General features: G+C 70.8%; 14 protein-coding genes and 2 pseudogenes. 6 read left to right on the forward strand and 10 right to left on the reverse strand.

The genetic code is table 11. The annotated features are described in order from the left end of the window. Positions 1 to 136 precede the first annotated feature (136 nt). A pseudogene (locus tag ACWEVS_RS31980) lies at positions 137 to 328 on the forward strand (IS701 family transposase); the annotation flags it as partial. A 38-nt stretch (positions 329 to 366) separates the two neighbouring features. On the opposite strand, the pseudogene ACWEVS_RS31985 reads toward ACWEVS_RS31980, so the two are convergent. From ACWEVS_RS31985 to ACWEVS_RS32015, 7 genes and pseudogenes are all read right to left on the reverse strand, one after another. Beyond that, positions 367 to 729: pseudogene (locus ACWEVS_RS31985) on the reverse strand (GNAT family N-acetyltransferase); the annotation flags it as partial. 17 nt (positions 730 to 746) lie between these two features. Continuing rightward, on the reverse strand, positions 747 to 2,108 hold the full coding sequence (locus ACWEVS_RS31990; RefSeq protein ID WP_452554432.1) for a carboxylesterase/lipase family protein: 1,362 nt from the start codon (positions 2,106 to 2,108) through the stop codon (positions 747 to 749). Then, complete coding sequence (locus tag ACWEVS_RS31995; protein WP_452554433.1) at positions 2,105 to 3,415, reverse strand: M28 family peptidase; 1,311 nt, start codon at positions 3,413 to 3,415, stop codon at positions 2,105 to 2,107. Before ACWEVS_RS31995 ends, ACWEVS_RS31990 begins: the two co-directional genes overlap by 4 nt. Further along, complete coding sequence (locus ACWEVS_RS32000; RefSeq protein WP_452417775.1) at positions 3,412 to 4,221, reverse strand: carbohydrate ABC transporter permease; 810 nt, start codon at positions 4,219 to 4,221, stop codon at positions 3,412 to 3,414. The genes ACWEVS_RS31995 and ACWEVS_RS32000 overlap by 4 nt, the downstream gene beginning before the upstream one ends. Continuing rightward, positions 4,218 to 5,099 carry a carbohydrate ABC transporter permease gene (locus tag ACWEVS_RS32005; protein ID WP_452554434.1) on the reverse strand — a complete coding sequence of 294 codons (882 nt, stop codon included), beginning with the start codon at positions 5,097 to 5,099 and terminating at the stop codon, positions 4,218 to 4,220. Before ACWEVS_RS32005 ends, ACWEVS_RS32000 begins: the two co-directional genes overlap by 4 nt. Next, entirely contained in the window at positions 5,096 to 6,349 is a 1,254-nt protein-coding gene (locus ACWEVS_RS32010) for an ABC transporter substrate-binding protein (RefSeq protein WP_452554435.1), read from the reverse strand. Before ACWEVS_RS32010 ends, ACWEVS_RS32005 begins: the two co-directional genes overlap by 4 nt. A 10-nt stretch (positions 6,350 to 6,359) precedes the next feature. After that, positions 6,360 to 7,217: a poly(ethylene terephthalate) hydrolase family protein gene (locus ACWEVS_RS32015; protein ID WP_449930202.1), complete on the reverse strand. Its 858-nt coding sequence runs from the start codon at positions 7,215 to 7,217 to the stop codon at positions 6,360 to 6,362. A 180-nt stretch (positions 7,218 to 7,397) separates the two neighbouring features. On the opposite strand from ACWEVS_RS32015, the gene ACWEVS_RS32020 reads away from it, so the two are divergent. Then, the gene (locus tag ACWEVS_RS32020; protein ID WP_452417770.1) at positions 7,398 to 7,970 is read left to right on the forward strand and encodes a TetR/AcrR family transcriptional regulator; all 573 of its coding nucleotides are present in this window, start codon (positions 7,398 to 7,400) and stop codon (positions 7,968 to 7,970) included. On the opposite strand, the gene ACWEVS_RS32025 is transcribed toward ACWEVS_RS32020, so the two are convergent. From ACWEVS_RS32025 to ACWEVS_RS32035, 3 genes are all read right to left on the reverse strand, one after another. Next, on the reverse strand, positions 7,940 to 9,850 hold the full coding sequence (locus ACWEVS_RS32025) for a hypothetical protein (RefSeq protein ID WP_452554436.1): 1,911 nt from the start codon (positions 9,848 to 9,850) through the stop codon (positions 7,940 to 7,942). The genes ACWEVS_RS32020 and ACWEVS_RS32025 overlap by 31 nt on opposite strands. After that, a complete protein-coding gene (locus ACWEVS_RS32030; RefSeq protein ID WP_452417767.1) occupies positions 9,847 to 11,427 on the reverse strand; it encodes a hypothetical protein in 1,581 nt (526 codons plus the stop codon). The genes ACWEVS_RS32025 and ACWEVS_RS32030 overlap by 4 nt, the downstream gene beginning before the upstream one ends. Positions 11,428 to 11,496: 69 nt before the next feature. After that, positions 11,497 to 12,507 (reverse strand): LacI family DNA-binding transcriptional regulator, encoded by a 1,011-nt coding sequence (locus ACWEVS_RS32035; protein WP_354922112.1) that lies wholly within the window; start codon positions 12,505 to 12,507, stop codon positions 11,497 to 11,499. Between the two features lie 167 nt (positions 12,508 to 12,674). Here ACWEVS_RS32035 and ACWEVS_RS32040 point away from each other — a divergent pair, with 167 nt between their 5' ends. Genes ACWEVS_RS32040 through ACWEVS_RS32055 form a run of 4 tightly spaced genes read left to right on the forward strand, consistent with a single transcriptional unit; the run spans position 12,675 to position 16,613 of the window. Further along, positions 12,675 to 13,964 (forward strand): ABC transporter substrate-binding protein, encoded by a 1,290-nt coding sequence (locus tag ACWEVS_RS32040; RefSeq protein WP_449930209.1) that lies wholly within the window; start codon positions 12,675 to 12,677, stop codon positions 13,962 to 13,964. Then, positions 13,964 to 14,812: a carbohydrate ABC transporter permease gene (locus ACWEVS_RS32045; RefSeq protein WP_449930211.1), complete on the forward strand. Its 849-nt coding sequence runs from the start codon at positions 13,964 to 13,966 to the stop codon at positions 14,810 to 14,812. The genes ACWEVS_RS32040 and ACWEVS_RS32045 overlap by 1 nt, the downstream gene beginning before the upstream one ends. Next, positions 14,809 to 15,627, forward strand: coding sequence for a carbohydrate ABC transporter permease (locus ACWEVS_RS32050; RefSeq protein WP_449930213.1), 819 nt, complete (start codon positions 14,809 to 14,811; stop codon positions 15,625 to 15,627). The genes ACWEVS_RS32045 and ACWEVS_RS32050 overlap by 4 nt, the downstream gene beginning before the upstream one ends. Then, positions 15,624 to 16,613 (forward strand): serine hydrolase domain-containing protein, encoded by a 990-nt coding sequence (locus ACWEVS_RS32055; RefSeq protein WP_452554437.1) that lies wholly within the window; start codon positions 15,624 to 15,626, stop codon positions 16,611 to 16,613. Before ACWEVS_RS32050 ends, ACWEVS_RS32055 begins: the two co-directional genes overlap by 4 nt. Positions 16,614 to 16,619: the final 6 nt, after the last annotated feature.

Below are 16,619 nucleotides of genomic sequence, written 5' to 3' on the forward strand. Positions count from 1 at the left end.
AGTTCATCCAGCCCGGCCGCCCACGACTGGAGATCCTCAGACGTCACCACATCCGACACGAACGCGACTATAGATCACAAAACATGACTGTAGTACTAGTGCTACAGCCAGGCTTTGTGATCTATAGTCTGGCGGCATGTCGGACGAGTTAACCGCTGACGACCTCCGCGCGTGGTCGTCCGGGCTGGACGCGCTGTTCGGGCGGATGGCAGGCCGGTTCGGGCGGGTGGAGCCCCGAAAGCAGGCGCGGGCGTATGTGACGGGGCTGCTTGCTCCGGTCGAGCGTAAGAACGGCTGGCAGCTCGCGGAGGCGGCCCCGAGTGCCGCCGCGCACGCCTCGGCGGCGTACCCTTGCCCCCAGGCCTTCGGCAGGAACAGGTAACCGAGATCGGCCTTCCCCACAGCAGCCGGGCGACGGTGCCCGGCTGCTCTCCTGAGCAGGATCTGGCCGATCATCGCCCCGTCGAGCTCGACGACGAAACTCCCGGGCCATCGCTCGGGCACCTCGGGCATCTCACGCTCAAGCTCGTCACGCGGGCGGGGACCGCCGAGGTAGGTGTGCACCTCTGGCGAGGCGAGCAGCTCGATGAATGTCGCACGGTCCCACGCCTCCGGCTCACGGAGCACGAGCCGCTCGGTCCTGATCAGCTCAGGCGGCCAAGCCACATGTCCTAGATCTGACATGCGCGCAGGCTGACAACCCTGGAGGACGACGTTCAACGTGGGCATGAACGCGCGCCTGATACTCAATGCCGCATCGACGCAGTGGGTTCGTCGAAGACCATGGTGTGCCCGAGTGGCCAGCCGGGGTCGCCGGTGCGGGCGAAGCGCACCCAGGCGGCGTGCATCGCGTCGGCCACGGCCTGCGGCGCGCCTGGCCCTGCGGTGCGTTCGACGCCGGGCGCGTCGAGCACGTCGAAGACGAAGGGCAGGTCGAGGTTGTGCACCGCGCCCACCCGTCCTCCGCCGACCGGGCTCTCGACGGGCGACTCCCACCGGAACTCGTAGGCGTAGGCGGGCCTGGCCTCCCGGATCCAGCGCGTCTCGCGGGTGAACAGGTGCTGGGTGAAGGCGCGTCCGACGCGCTCGGCGGGTGTGAGGCCGGGTTCGTCGATCTGGACGCCGAGGTGGTCGAGCGCGGCCTGCGCGGCGGCCTCGTCGAGGTCGGCGGCGAGGCGGCGGACGAACACGTCGGCCTCCTGGGAGGTGCAGCCGACCAGCAGTGGAAGGTGCCCGCTCGCGCCCGCGCGCAGGGCGGCCAGCGGGACGGCCGGGATCAGGTCGCCGTCGACGACCGGCTTGACCGGCACCGACTCGTTCAGCCCGCCGGAGTCGCCGGTCAGCGGCGGCGGCTGTTCGGCGACGAGCGCCTCGGGGGACAGCCCGGCGAAGGAGGATCTGGTCGGGTCGATCCGCAGCCGGGCGGCGAGCGTCCTGGCGTAGTCGCGCGCCTCCTGCTCGGTGGCGACCAGGTTGGCCGAGCCGCTCATCACGATCGCGCGCCGGAACAGCCCTTCGGCGCGGGGCATCGTCAGCAGGGTGGCGACGGCGGCGGCGCCCGCCGACTGCCCGGCGATCGTCACGTTGCCGGGGTCGCCGCCGAAGGCCGCGATGTTGTCGCGTACCCATTCCAGCGCGGCCAGCCAGTCGAGGACACCCCGGTTGAGCGGGGCGTCCTCCAGGGCCAGGAAGCCCTCGAAGCCGAGCCGGTAGTTGATGGCCACGCAGACCACGCCGTCGCGGGCGAAGCGGGGGCCCTGGTGCCAGGCCGCCCCGTTGCCGCCGATGGAGAACCCGCCGCCGTGGATCCAGACCAGGACGGGCAGCCCGGCCCGGCCGGTCTCAGGGGTGCGCACGTCGAGGTTGAGGCAGTCCTCGCCCACCTCGAAGACGTCGGGCGCGTACAGGCCGATGTCCTCGCCGGCGGCCTGCGGGGCGGCAGGGCCCCGCGTGACGGCGGGCCGTACGCCGTCCCACGCGGGTGGCGGGACGGGCGCGCCGAAGCGGTGCTCGCCGAAGGGCGGGGCGGCGTACGGCACGCCGAGGAAGGCGAGCACGCCCTCCTCGGCCCTGCCCTCGACCAGCCCGCAAGTGGTTCGCACGATCATGCGCGGCGCCATCCGGCCGTCCCTTCGACGATTCTGATCGCCGCCCGGGTGAGCGGCTCGAGGCTGGCCTCGTGCACCTTGTCGAGGGTGTCGGCCGAGTCGAACAGGTACATGGGAGCCGACAGGAAGTGCACGAGCGGCACCTCTTCGGGGTGGAAGAAGGCCCCGTCGGTGGGCGGCATCGGGGAGAACACGTCCGGCGGCAGCACGAACGAGCGTCTCAGGTCCTCCGCGACGAGGGCCGCCGCCACCAGGCTCTCCAGCTCCGGCTTCCTGGTGGTGAACCACCAGCCGGGTTCGGGGTCGCCGGTGGGCACCAGTTCGCCGTCCACGACCACGCACCGCCGGGCGGCGTGCTCCAGGTGGAGCTGGAGTACCACGTCGCCCAGCAGCCCGCGGTTCTCCTCGATGAAGGCCCGGGTGCCCGCGGCGTGCGCCATGTGACCTGCGGTCAGCAGGAAGATCAGGTTGTGCGGCCGGTCCCGTTCGGGCACGCCCGCCCAGTACTGGGCGGCGGCCAGCACCAGCGCGATCCCCGAGGCGTCCTCGACGGCCGAGGCCCAGGGCGCGTCGTGGTGCGAACCGATGATCACCCACTGGCCGGAGCGGCCGGGGAGCGTGCCGATCACGTTGTGCGAGACGGCCGGGCCCGTCTCCGACTCGACGGTGAGCGTGCCCGTGCAGGGTCCCTCGTCGACCAGGTCGAGCACCCGCCGCGAGTCGCCGCCCGACAGCCAGACGGCCGGCAGGTCGCGGTGCACGGCGTCGTAAGGCACGTAGTAGTCGCGTGTCTCCCACGGCACCCCGGTCAGCGCCCCCGCGAAGGCGGCGGCGCCGCCGTCCATGACGCCCTGGATGACGTCGAGGTAGTCGAGCTGGAACGGCAGCGTCTGGACCAGCTCGTCGAAGACGCCCTCGGGGTCGTGCACGGCCGTCGCCTGGTCCCTGAGGTAGGACTGCGGCAGCTCGGTGAAGGTGTACTCGGGCACGACGATCGCGCCCGGCACGACCTCGCGGCTGACCGGCGCGCTCACGGTCGCCTTCGGCGTGGTGTACGGCAGGGCGGACGCCGCCACCCGCACGGCTCTCGACGGGTCGGCGTCCAGGCGCACCACCAGGTCCGCCGTCACCGGCCGCCAGACGGGCAGCTCGACCGGCGCCAGCCGTACGTCGCGGAGCCCGAACCCGGTGAAGAGCTCGGCGGCCCACGCGGCGGTCCAGTCGTCGGCCGGGTAGCCGGGACGCCTGATGCCCCGCGAGGTGACCGTCTCGATCCACTCCATCATCCGTGCGGTGTCCGGGATCATCGTTTCAGCCCTCCGAAGGTGAGCCCCGCCACGTAGTAACGCTGCAGCGCCACCATCAGGATGAACGGGGGCACGGCGGTGACCAGTGCCGCGGTGGTGGTCAGGTGATAGTTGAAGCCGGCCTCGCTCTGGAAGTTGGCCAGCCCCACCGGCAGCGGCCACAGCTCCTGCTCGTTGGCCACGATCAGCGGCCACAGCAGGTTGTCCCACTGCGCCAGGAAATGCACGAGGAACAGGGTGATGAGCGCGGGCTTGAGCAGCGGCACGGCGACGCGCGCGAAGATGCGGAACTCCCCCGCGCCGTCGACCCGCGCGGCCAGCAGCAGCTCCTTCGGGATGCCGAGGGCGAACTGCCGCACCAGGAAGACGCCGAACGCGCTGATCATGCCGGGCACCATCATGCCCTGGAAGGTGTTGACCCAGCCGAGCTCCTTCACGATGAGGAAGACGGGGATGACCAGGACCATCGGGGTGAGCGCCAGCGTGCCGACCACCAGCGCGAACAGGACGCGGCGGCCGGGGAAGGACAGCTGGGCCATCGCGTAGCCCGCGGCGGCCGAGAAGATCACGTCCAGGACGCCGGTGCCGACGCACAGGATGAGGCTGTTGCGCAGGTAGGTGGGCAGGTTGCCCTCGCCGAACAGCAGCCTGATGTTCTCGGGCAGGTGGAAGCCGTTGAAGACCAGCCCGCGCAGGTCGGTGTCGTCGGGCGCCGAGGCGACGACGAGCATGGCGTAGACCGGCAGCAGCATGAACCCGACCGCGGCGATCAGCCAGACGGTGCGCAGGATGGTTCCCGCTCTCATTCGTCGCCTCCCTTCAGGAACCCGAACTGCAGCGCCGAGACGATCACCATGGCGACGAGCAGCACCATGCCCATGGCGGCGGCGTAGCCCATGTGCTCGTAGGGGAAGGCGTTGGCCCAGATGTAGTACGGCAGCACCTGGGTGGCGTCGGCGGGCCCGCCGCCGGTGAGCAGGAAGGCGGGCACGAACGCCTGCATCGATCCGGCCACCGAGATGACCAGGACGAACAGCAGGGTCCTGCGCAGCAGCGGGAGCGTGATCCGGGTGAACGTGGTCACCGCCCCTGAGCCGTCGATGGCGGCGGCCTCGTACACCTCGCCGGGCAGCGCCTGCAGCCCGGCGGTCAGGATGATCACGAACAGCCCCATGCTCTTCCAGACGACCATCACGACCAGGGCCCAGATGGCCAGGCCGGAGCCGGTCAGCCAGGACTGCGGATCGATCCCGACCAGGCCGAGGAGGGTGTTGGCCAGGCCGCGGTCGGAGTAGATGATCACCCAGACCATGGACGTGGCGGCGAGCGGCATCACGGCCGGAATCATGACGAGCGCTCTGAGCCGGCGGTTGAGCCGTCCCGGCTTGCTCAGCGGCACGGCCACCAGCAGGGCCAGCACGATCGTCGGGACCACCGTGCAGACCGTGTAGACGACGGTGATCCACGCCGAGTTGAGGAAGCCGGGGTCGGCGAACATGCGCTCGTAGTTGGCGAGGCCGATCCAGTTGGGCGTCCCTGCCATCTCGTAGTCGGTGAAGCTGAGATAGATGGCGGCCAGGAACGGGACGAGCCAGAACACGACGAAGAAGACGGCCACCGGGAGGGTCAGCGCCACGCCCGCCGTGGCCTGGGGCCGGGCGCTGACCCTGCCGAGCACGCTCACAGGACCAGCCGCACGGTGGAGTCGAAGGTCGCCGCGGCCTGGGCGGGGGTCGACTTGCCGTGGGCGACGGAGTCGACGGCGCCGGCCGCGGCCTTCGCCAGTTCGAGGGTGCCGGGGATGATCGGGCCGAAGTCCACATGCGGGAGGCCGTCGGCGACGATCTTCATGATCTCGGACCTGCCGCGCGGCCCGGCGTCGCGCCAGCCCTTGGCCGGGATGATGATGCCGTTGTCGAGGTTGGCGGCCACCGACGGGGCGCCCTGCAGGTAGTTGATGAGGTGCCAGGCGGTGAACTGGTTGGGCGAGTCCTTGGCCACGCCCCAGCCCCAGGTGTAGGCGGGAACGACGGGCGGGCCGCCGGCCCAGGTGGGCATGGGCGCGACGCCGTACTGCTTGCCGAAGGTGAGCTTGTCCTTGCCCAGCTTCTCCAGCGCGGGGCCGAGGAAGGCGCCGCTGACGACCATGGCGGCCTCGCCGGAGTAGAACAGGCCGAGCGCGCCCAGCGGGTTGGAGAGCTTGGGGTTGCCGATCCCCGACATGTACGTCAGGGCGTTGAGGCCCTGCTCGGTGGACAGCGACGCCTTCGTGCCGCCCGCCGTGACGAGCTCGCCGCCCTTGCCCCTGACGAGGGCGGTCAGCGTCATGAGGGCCCACTGGGGGTCGCCGTAGAGCCACTGCAGGCCGACTCGCCTGCGGTCCTCGGAGGTGAGCTTGGCGCTGTACTCGGCGACCTCCTCCCAGGTCGCCGGGGGCCTGCCGGGGTCGAGTCCGGCCTCCTCGAACCGGTCCTTGCGGTAGTAGAGCATGCAGGGGTTGAAGTCGATGGGCACGCCGTAGGGCACGTCCTGGTAGGTGAGCGGGGTGGTCGTGCCCGGCTCGTAGTTCTGTAGCGAGAGCGCCCTGGTGTCGACGGGCGCGAGCCGCTTCTTCCTGGCGTGCGCGGGGAAGCTCCAGTGGCCGATCTTGAAGACGTCGGGCGGGGCGCCGCCGCTGAAGGCGGTCAGCAGTTTGGCGTCGAGCTGGCCCACGGGCAGGTGGAGCAGCTTCACGTCGACCTTGAACTCGGCGATGTAGCGGTGCACGAGCTCCTGGAACTGCCGGCCGGTGTCCTGCGAGCCGTGCAGCCAGACGGTGACCTCGCCGTGCGGCCTGCCGTCCGCGGCCTGCTGCCGAGGCTGGTCCTTGCCGCATCCGGCGAGCAGGGTGAGCGTGCCGGCGGCGAGTAGCCCACGCCGCGTCGGATCCGCCATGGTGGTTCTCCTAGGTGAGGTTCTTGAGGGCCTGGTTCTGCCAGGCGGTGTTGGTGGGGAGCTCGGCGGTGCCGCCGGCGAACGCCCCGCGGGCCTGGGTGTCGGCCTGGAGGCGGTACCTCAGCCAGGCGGTCACGTAGCCGAGGAAGGCGCCGCCGGTGTTCTGGATGTCGTTGTGCCCTGCGCCCTTGAGCAGCGCCCTGCCCGCTCCGGCGGTGGCCTGGTCGTAGTAGCCCTGCACGGTCGCGGCCGAGGAGATCAGCCAGTCGTTCGCGCCGCTGAGGAAGAGCACCGGGCAGGTCAGGTCGGCGACGGAGAACTCGTCTCCTGGGCCGGCCATCCACTGCGCGGGCACGGCGATCGGCACGACGGTCTTGATCAGCCCTGCGGAGTCGTTGGCCGCGTTGATGGATCCCCCCGCGCCCTGGGAGTGGCCGGCGGCGGCGACCTGGGCGGTGTTCAGCTTGCCGTGGAAGACGCTGGCGGGGTCGGTGTCGAGGCTGATGAGGTGCTGGGCGGCGGCGAGGATCTCGGCGCCGGTGCCCGTGGTCGTGTCGGTGGAGGCGACCACCGCGAAGCCCCACGAGGCGAGGTGGTTGAGCAGTCCCGGATAGTCGTCGGGGGTGGCCCACGAGCCGTTGCCCCATGTGACGATCGGGTGCGTGACGCCGCCCGAGCCCAGGGTGGAGGGGTAGTAGAGCCGGTGGCCGCCCGAGGTGCCGGTGGCGACCGGCCACGGACCCGCTGCCTTGTAGATCGTCTCGATGGTGGAGGCGGCGTTGGCCTCGGTGGTCCACGACAGGAATCCGGCCGGCATGAGGCCGAGTGCCCCTGCCCGTAACGCCTGCCGGCGGGTGAAGTTCTCCATGGTCACCTCGTAGGCTATTTGGAGACGTGAACGTCTCCTAAGAGAGGGAAGTACGATCGGGGAGCGATGTCAAGACACGAACAGAAGGAAGTTCCGGCGGGCCGGCCACTCCCCAGGGGGCGGCACGGACTGTCCCCCGACACGGTGCGCGACTCCCAGCGAAACCGCCTCGTGGAGGCCATGCTGAGGCTCGTCGCGAGGCGTGGATACGCCGCCACGAGCGTGCCGGACGTGATCGCCGCCGCGCGGGTCTCGCGCAACGCCTTCTACGCCCAGTTCGCCGACAAGGAGGCGTGCTTCCTCGCCGGATGCGAGCGCGACCTGCCCGATATGATCGACTCGATCTACACGGCCGCGTCGGGGGCGGGCGACCGCTGGCGCGAGGCGCTCCGGCTGGGGATGACCGCCTACCTGCGGTGGTGGCAGGAACGCCCGGAGTACGCGCAGGCGTACTTCGTGGAGTTGCCGAGGGCGGGTGAGCGGGCCGTCGAGCAGCGTGACGCCGCCTACCGGCCCTTCCTCGACATGCTCGGGGCGCTGGCCGCGCGGGCCAGGCTGGAGGATCCCTCGCTGCCGCCGCTGCGTGCCGCGGTGCCCCGCCTGATCGTCTACGGGACCACCGAGTTCATCGCCTCGGAGGTACGTGAGGGCCGTGTCGCCACTCTGACGTCGTCGGCCGGCGACCTCTACCACTACACGCTCACCCTGCTCGCTGGCCCCGATCACGGCATCGCGACCACTCCTTCCGCCTGAACCAGCCAGCCTTCGGGGAAGCACTCCTCCGCCGCCATGTGGGCCACGGCGGCCAGCAGGCCACCGTTGCCCGGCAGGTAGAGGGGCAGCAGTCCGGGCCACTGGTGGTTGTGGCCGCTGGCCAGGTAGGTGTTCTTCGGGGCGTCCATCAGCAGCGCGTCCACGGCGGTGTCAGGCTCGCCGAGCCTGGCCGCGCACATGGCGAGCATCGGGAAGTCCCAGCCCCAGGCGCTCTCCAGATCCCAGTCGGCGAGCACGTCGTGCAGGGTGGCCCGCATGGTCTCGGGGTCGATCAGCGGGGTGGGCGGCACGAACCCGAGCGCGCCGGTCATCGAGGGGTGGTCGGTCCTGATCGTGTACGGCTCCACGCCGATGGCCGCGTAGACGCCGTCGCGCACCAGTGGCCGGGCCAGGCCGTGCAGGACCCGCGCCCACTCCGGGTCGGGGGCGAGGCCGAGCAGGCCCCGCCACTGCTGGGCCGTCTCCAGCCCCCACCACCAGTAGGCCAGCTCGAACGCGGGATCGCGCACCAACCGCCTGGACTCGTAGTAGGACTCCTGCGCCGGGACCAGCGGCGGCCCCAGATGCCCGCCGCCCGCGAAGGAGGCCATGAACTCGGCCGTCTCGAACACCAGGTCCCGGTAGTCCTCCAGCGCCCCAGGGCGGATCCGGCGGAGCAGCTCGGCGAAGTAGATCAGGTGCGGCTGCTGCCAGATGATGAAGGCGCCGATCTCGCTCGGGCTCTCCCTGCCCTCCGGCCCCACCTGCTTGGGCCAGCGGGCGCCGCGGAAACCCTGCCGTCCGGCCGTGGCCCTGGCCCGCGGCAGGATCGAGCGGTACCACGGCAGGCTCCGCTCCAGCAGCTCGGGCCTGCCCCACAGGGCGAAGTGGGCGGCGTGCCACCAGTGCATCTCCAGGTGGAACTTGCCGCTCCAGGAGTTGACGGCCAGCCCGGTCTCCTGCGGCGGGGTGGAGCCCGCGCAGTTGACCGCGGTGAGGTACTGCGAGAGCACGACCCGGCGTTCGAGCTCGGGCGCTCGCGGGTCGGTGCTGCCGTCGAAGCTCACCGCTCCCCCGCTCGTCCAGAACCTCTCCCAGTGGTCGGCGGCAGCCGTACGGACCTGGGAGAAGGACGGGAGCGCGGCGCCGACGGGGTGGCGCGCGAACTCGACGACGAGCTCGAGCTCGTCGCCCTGGATCAGGTACACGTGACCGCCGGGCGACGTGAGCCGCGCCGACCCCGCCCACTCGGCGGCCACGTGGTACCGGTCCGCGTCCAGGACGCGGGTGAAGTCGCAGCGCGAGCCGTACGGCGTGTGCGTGAGCGCGTGCGTGGTGGTGTGCCTCTCGGGTTGGTCCCAGTCGGCGGTGGTGTGCCAGCCATCGCTGGCGTAGGGGAAGGCGATCCTGATCCCCGCGCCGCCCACGACGCGGACGGCCAGCAGGTCCCGCTCGGGGTGACAGACCGTCTCCACCTCGTACGGCAGGCCGCCCAGCTCGAAGGAGCTGGACAGCGTGCCGGTCCACAGGTCGAGGGTCTGCGCCGAGCGGCCGAGCAGGGCGGCCTCGTCGACGTCGAGGCCGATCCGGCCGAGATGCAGGCGGTGCGGGTTCACGTGCAGCCAGCCGCCCGCCTCGGTGGCCGGATACAGGTCCGGATAGCCGACGCCGTCGTAGTCGGTGAGCGCGTCCTCCAGCACGTGGCCCTCGGGGTTGGGCATCGTGTGCCAGCCCCACTGCGCCTGCGTGCCCAGCGGCGCGAAGGTCTGCAGCCCGGTGGCGTCGGCGGTGAAGGCGAACTCGCCGTTGCCGACGGTGAGCGGACACCCGGCGTCGGCGACGGTGTGCCGGCGCACGAGCCCTTTCCTGTCTATGCTCACGCGCACCCCGGCGTGCCGGAGGCGCGCTGCTGGCGCATGGCGGTCACGTCGCCCGCGACGGCCGACTGGGCCATCGGGCCGAGGTCGAGCACGACGTCGGTGAAGGCGAGGGCCGCCTTGCGCATCGCCGGCAGGTCGATCGCCTCGGTGCCGAACTGCGGCGAGAACAGCGTCTTGGGCGCGGCGATGGGCGCGATGACGGGCAGCAGGTGCTGGTTGTACGGCGTGCCCTCGCCACCGAAGCCGCAGTGGTGCGGCACCGTGGCGAGGTCGGCCGCCGACAGGCCCTTGAGGATCGCGGTGCGCCTCACGTCCCAGTACTCGATGTGGCCCTTGACCAGTTCGCGCAGCGGCGTGCTCTCGCTGACGGGGACCATCAGCAGTTCGGTGAGGGCGGGGTTGGCGACGAGCTGCTTGCCCGGCAGGCCGTTCGGCCTGGCGACCGCGTCGTAGCGCTTGGCGCCGAGGTGCTCGAGCACGACGACGGAGGAGACCCCGCCCTGGTCGTACTCGGCGTCGAGCTGGGCGGCGAGCTGACCCGCGCCGCCCTCGCGGACGTCGGGGCCGGTCAGGTGCTGGTAGAGGTGGCCGGTCACGAACGCGAACTGCACGGTGCGCGGACGGCACTCCACCGGTAGCGACGACAGGTAGCGGGCCATCTCGATCATGGCGAGCGGGCCGTTGTCCCACACCGGGCTCATGCCGTCGGTGTGGCTCTCCACGACGATCTTCTGGGCGCTCCCGCCGGGAAGCGTCGCGAGCAGGGTGCGGGTCGTCGTCGGCGTCCAGGCGGCGTTCACGGTCAGCGCGGCCTGGACCGGCTGCCCGGCGGCCAGCGCGTCCTTGATCTGCTTGCCCTGGTCGGCGCCGACGTACGCGCCTGGCACGCCGTACGGCAGGCCCTCGTAGGGCGCGTACTGGCCCTGGATCTGGGCATGCGGGAGCTGGCTGACCTCGATCACGCCCACCGCGCCCGCGGCGGCGGCCGCCTTGAGGTCGGCGTCGGCCGCGGCCGGGGCCTCCATCGACTCCGAGCCGAGCAGGTTGATCGTGAGGGCCGGGTCATACATGGAGTAGCCGAGGGCGGGCGGATAGAACAGCAGGTTGGGCATGTTGGTCCACGGCAGGTCCCGGACGACGATCTTCCCGGCGGCGTTGGCCGCGGTGATGTTCGTCCCTGCGGCCAGGTGGACGAGTGGCGCCGAGACGCCGCCCGCGCCGGTGGAGGAGGAGAACGGTACGGGGGCCGCGACCTGCACGGCCGTACCGCCGACGGTCAGGCCGGTGCCGAGGCTGTCCCAGCGGTCGATGGCGTAGGGCAGGGAGGAGAGCTGGAGGCCGGGGATGGCCGCCATCTCGTCCTCCAGCCAGTCGACGTAGTCGGCGTGCGCGGTGGAGCCGGTCGGCCTGGGGCCGAACGCCTCCTGCTGCTCGGCCAGGCTGCTCAGGCGGGCCTCGGCGGCGAACGCGGCGGGGTCGACCCTGACCGGGCAGGCCGGAGCGGCCGTCTGGGCGGAGGCCGATGGCGCGGGCGCGACCAGCGGGAGGAGAAGGGCGAGGAGAGCGAGTCGTCTCACGTGGGGGGTCCTTCCATCGAATCGTTTTAATTTTTGGTCCGCGACAGTCCCCCGACAGGCGGCCGGTGTTCAGCGGCGAGGCGGTCCTGTGGTTCCGCGGACGATCAGCGTGGGTGACACCGACGACGTCACCGATCGTGAGCGTCCCTCGATGCGTTCGACGAGCAGGCGCGCGGCGGTCGCCCCGATCACGTGCCCGTCCTGGTCGACGCTGGTGAGCGAGATGCGCTTGAGCGAGGCGATGCCGATGTTGTCGTATCCGGCGACGGAGAGGTCCTCCGGCACCGACAGGCCCGCCTCGTCGGCGGCGCGCAGCACGCCGAGCGCCGCGATGTCGGCCCCGGCGAAGATCGCGGTGGGCCGGTCGTCGCGCGCGAGCAGTTCCCGCGCGCCCTCGAAGCCGCCCTCCTCGGTGAAGGAGGTGGCCAGCACGTCGTCGGCGAGTCCGTGGGCGCGCATCGCCTGGCGGTAGCCTTCGGCGCGCACCGTGTGCGGCAGTCCCTGGGCGCGGGCCCGCTCCAGGTGGGTGATGTGCGCGATCCGGGTGTGCCCGAGCCCGACCAAGTGGTCGACCACGAGCCCCGCCCCCATCACGTCGTCGTCGACGACCGCGTCGTAGGCCGCGGCGCCGCCGTGCCTGCCCACCACGACGATCGGGATGGCCGTCGCGATGGCGGCGAGTTCGGCGTCCGACATGACCGGCGAGATCAGGATGAGCCCGTCCATGCTCCGGTCGATCATGGCGTCGGTCATCCTGGCCTGCGTCTTGGGCTCGATCCCGCCAGGTCCGAGCAGCACTTGGTACTCGGTGTCGCCCAGCCGTCCGGTGACGCCCTCGATGATGTCGGGGAAGAACGGGTTGCGGGTGTCCGAGAGCATGACGCCGAGGGTGTAGGTGCGTCCGCGCAGGGCGCGGGCCGCGGCGTGCGGGCGGTAGCCCAGCTCGTCGATGGCCTGCGTCACCTTGGCCTGCATCTCCGCGCTCACGCCGTAGGCCCCGCGCACCACCTTGGACACGGCGGCCGTGGAAACCCCGGCTCGCCTGGCCACATCGGCGATCGTCACCCGTCCGCTCGTCACACGCCGTCCTTCATAGAGCTTTCGTAGAACGCACTACACACTTTTCCGAAAGGTGAGGCTAGCCCGCCACCGGCACTCAGGTCTACCTCTTGACGGGCGATTCTCTCGTGCCCTAACAATGGAGAACGTTCTACACAGCTATCCCCAAAGTGAACAGGAGCACGGGCGTGAGAGCACCATCCCGTCTGCTCGGCGCGGCGATCGGCGCCGCCCTCGCCCTGTCCCTCTCCGGCTGCGGGTCGTCCGCCCCGGAGGGGACCGGTCAGGTGAAGCTGACCCTCTGGCACAACAGCGCGGACCCGGCGCCGCTGCTGGAGATGTACAGGAAGTTCGAGAAGCAGTCCGGCCACAAGATCGAGCTCGTGTCGATCCCGTCCGACGGCTTCGAGGAGACCACCCAGACCAAGTGGGCCACCGGCGACCGCCCGGACATCCTGGAGTACCACGCGACGGTGAGCGGCCTGCTCGCCCTCAACCCGGCCGAGAACCTGCGCGACCTGACAGGCGAGGCGTACATCGCCAGGTCCGGCGACCTCTACGAGGCCGCCGGGTCCGTCAACGGCAAGGTCTACGCCGCCATCACCGGCTTCCCCCAGGTCTTCGGCCTCTACTACAACAAGAAGGTCTTCACCGCGGCCGGGCTGACCCCGCCCTCGAACTTCGCCGAGCTCGCCGCCGCCTGCCCCAAGCTCAAGGCCGCCGGCGTCACGCCGGTCTTCGAGTCGGGCGGGTCGATCTGGCCGGTGCAGATCCTGCCCATCCTCTACCTGGCAGGCGCCAACCAGTCCAACGCGTACGGCAAGGCCATCGCGAGCCACAGCAGCACGCTGGCCGACGCGGGCTCGCCCTTCGTCGCCGGCCTGACCGCCTACGCCAAGCTGAAGGCCGACGGCTGCTTCAACAAGGACATCGTCACCGCCAAGTTCGAGGACTCCATGAAGGCCCTCGTGACCGGCAAGGCCGCCATGGTCGCCCAGCACTCCGACATGCTCCCGGCCCTCCTCGCAGCCGCGGACGGCGACCAGAAGACCGTCGACGAGTCCGTCGGCTTCGTCGGCCTGTCGAGCGCCAAGCCGCTCGCGACCTACGCGCCCGGCCCGATCGGCACGTTCTACCTGCCCAAGACCGGTGACGCGGCGCGGGAGAAGGCATCGCTCGACTTCGTGCGCTTCATGACCGGCCCTGCCTACGCCGAGTACATCACCGCGTCCAAGACCTTCCCCGTGTTCAAGGACGTGCCCGACCCGCAGGGCGTCTCGTCCGTGCTGCAGGACGTCAAGAAGGCGTACGACACCGGCGCGGTCATCTCCTTCAACTCCGACATCCCCGGCATGGGCGGGCTGGCCCAGCTCATGTCCGAGCTGATCGCCGGGCAGAAGGATCCGCAGAAGGCGGCGACCCAGCTACAGGGCCAGGTCGAGCAGGCGGCCAAGGCGGCAGGGCTGCCCGGATGGTGATGCGGAACAGGGTGGCCTGGCTGCCCTGGGCGCTGCCCGCGATCGTGCTGGTCACGGTCTTCTTCGTCGCCCCGTTCCTGCTCAACGTCCGGTTCGCGTTCTCCTCCTGGACGAGCTTCCGGGCCGAGATCACCTGGAACGGGCTGGAGAACGTCCGCACGCTGATCGAGCAGGACCTGCTGGCCAACGCGGTCACCGTGACCGTGCTGTACGCGATCCTGTGCATGGCGATCCAGAACACGGTCAGCCTCTCGCTGGCCCTGGCCCTCCAGCGGACCAGCCGGATCAACACCGTCTTCCGCTCGGCCTTCTTCCTGCCGACGCTCATCTCGCCGCTGGCCGCCGGATACATCTGGCGCGGGCTGCTCGCCCCCGACGGGGCGGTCAACTCCTTCCTCGGCATCGAATGGGCATGGCTGGGCGAACCGTCCACCGCGCTGGTGGTGGTCGCGTTCATCGACGCGTGGAAGTGGAGCGGGCTGATCACCCTCGTCTACATCGCGGGCCTCAACTCCATCCCGAAGTCGCTGCTGGAGTCGGCGACGGTCGACGGGGCCGGGTCGTGGACCCGGTTCCGGAGGGTGGTGTTCCCCATGCTCGCCCCGGCGCTGACCTTCAACGTGGCGGTCACGCTGGTGGGCGCGCTCAGCGCGTACGACGTGATCGCCGCCACCACCGGCGGCGGGCCCGGCGACCACACGCGGGCCCTGAACGTGGTGATGCGCCAGCAGTGGGGGCAGGGCTTCTTCGGCTCCGCCAGCGCGCTGGGGTTCACCGTGACGCTGCTGGTGATCGCCACCGCCGTGCCCCTCGTGTGGTGGCTGCGGCGCAGGGAGGTGACGGGATGAGAGCGGTCCTCAAGTACACGGCGCTGACGCTCTTCGCGATCCCGTGGGTCCTCGTGCCCGTCTGGCTCGTGGTCGTCAACTCGTTCAAACCCGCCGGCGAGGCCGCCGAGCTGGGCCTCGGCCTGCCCAGGACGTGGGCGATCGCCGAGAACTACGGCATCGTGCTCGACCGGGGCGGCTACCTGACGGGGCTGGTCAACAGCCTCAAGGTGACCGTGCCGATCGTGGTGGCCGTGGTGTTCCTCGGCGCGGCGGCGGCGTGGGCGTTCGGGCGCAGCCGGTCGCGGTGGCTTCAGGCGGCCTACTTCGTGATGGGGCTGTCGATCCTGCTGCCGCCGTCGATCATCCCGACCGTCTACCTGCTGCGTGCCCTGTCGCTGGACGACGGCTCGCTCGGCTATGTGCTGACCATGACCGGCTGCCGCCTGGGCATCGTGATCTTCCTGGCGACCGGATTCGTCCGGGCGTTCCCCCGCGACCTGGAGGACGCCGCCGCCATCGACGGCGCCTCCCGCCCGCAGGTCTTCGTCCGCATCCTGCTGCCCCTGCTGCGGCCGGTGCTGTTCGTCGGCAGCGTGATCCTGATCATCAACGTCTGGAACGACTTCTTCTTCGCCCTCTTCCTGCTGCAGGGCAGCGCGAACGCCACGCTGCCGCTGAGCCTGTTCCAGTTCGCCTCCGGCACCCTGCAGAGCCTGAACTGGAACCTCGTCTTCGCCCACGTCCTGCTCACCACACTGCCCCTCGTGGCGGTGTACGTCGTCGCGCAGAAGCGCGTCCTGGCCGGTCTTACGGAAGGTGCACTCAAGGGATGACCACTCACGACATCGCGCTCGACTGGGTCAGGCGCGAGATCAAGGAGGGGCGGCTGCCGTGCGCGGTGTTCGGCGCCGCCACCTCCGACGGGATCCAGGTGCTGGAGGCATTCGGCGCGCACGACGGCCGCGAGACCAGGACCGAGGACCACTTCGCGCTGTTCTCGGTGACCAAGCCGCTGATGGGGCTGGTCGCCCTGCGCCAGGTCGAGCGCGGGCTGCTGTCGCTGCGCCGCCCCCTGCGGGACGTACTGCCCAACTTCGCCCGGCCCGACGTGACACTCTGGCACCTGCTCACCCACACCAGCGGCATCGCCGAGCAGACGCTCACGCCTGACGACCTGCTGGAGCACCTCGTCACCGCGCCGTCGATGTTCGAGGCAGGCACGCTCAGCCAGTATTCCAACCTGGCCTTCGCCGGGATCGCGGAGATGGTCCGCGACGTCACAGGCCGCGACGTGGCCGACGTGATCGACTCCGACCTGAACACGCTGGTGCCGGGCGGCGGGCGGATCACGTTCGACCCGGCGTGCGACGCGGCCGAGGTCCACGGCATCGAGCTGCTCGGGCCTGGCTTCGACTTCGACACGTTCGTACGGCTCCGCCACCCGGCAGGGGCGCTGTTCTCCCGCGCCGAGGACCTCCTGGCGCTGGGCGGGGCGCTGCTGCGCGGCGACCGCGGGCTGATCCACCCGACCACCCTGGCCGCCATGACGACCCCGCAGACGACCGGCCTGGTCAAGCTGCAGCCCGACCCGGTCAACGCCGGGCAGGACTGGGGCCTCACCTGGAACCTGCGCCACTCGGCTCCCGGACTGCTCGACCGGCGGCTGTACGGGCACGGCGGCGCCTCGGGGTGCCAGTGGTGGATGTACCCGGAGCAGGACGCGTGCTTCGTGCTGCTGATCAACGTGATGGCGCCGAGCCTGTCCGGCGTCGACGTCGACGGTCTGCACAACGCCTTCACCACCGGGCTCGATGCGTGAACCGGG

It is taken from the genome of Nonomuraea sp. NPDC003754, from assembly GCF_053605785.1.

What these genes read in the sequence shown, in the direction of transcription:
- ACWEVS_RS31990 (WP_452554432.1), bottom strand. Translation starts at nt 2,108, where the DNA reads ATGATCGTGCGAACCACTTGCGGGCTGGTCGAGGGCAGGGCCGAGGAG.
- ACWEVS_RS31995 (WP_452554433.1), bottom strand. Translation starts at nt 3,415, where the DNA reads ATGATCCCGGACACCGCACGGATGATGGAGTGGATCGAGACGGTCACC.
- ACWEVS_RS32000 (WP_452417775.1), bottom strand. Translation starts at nt 4,221, where the DNA reads ATGAGAGCGGGAACCATCCTGCGCACCGTCTGGCTGATCGCCGCGGTC.
- ACWEVS_RS32010 (WP_452554435.1), bottom strand. Translation starts at nt 6,349, where the DNA reads ATGGCGGATCCGACGCGGCGTGGGCTACTCGCCGCCGGCACGCTCACC.
- ACWEVS_RS32015 (WP_449930202.1), bottom strand. Translation starts at nt 7,217, where the DNA reads ATGGAGAACTTCACCCGCCGGCAGGCGTTACGGGCAGGGGCACTCGGC.
- ACWEVS_RS32020 (WP_452417770.1), top strand. Translation starts at nt 7,398, where the DNA reads ATGCTGAGGCTCGTCGCGAGGCGTGGATACGCCGCCACGAGCGTGCCG.
- ACWEVS_RS32045 (WP_449930211.1), top strand. Translation starts at nt 13,964, where the DNA reads ATGCGGAACAGGGTGGCCTGGCTGCCCTGGGCGCTGCCCGCGATCGTG.
- ACWEVS_RS32050 (WP_449930213.1), top strand. Translation starts at nt 14,809, where the DNA reads ATGAGAGCGGTCCTCAAGTACACGGCGCTGACGCTCTTCGCGATCCCG.
- ACWEVS_RS32055 (WP_452554437.1), top strand. Translation starts at nt 15,624, where the DNA reads ATGACCACTCACGACATCGCGCTCGACTGGGTCAGGCGCGAGATCAAG.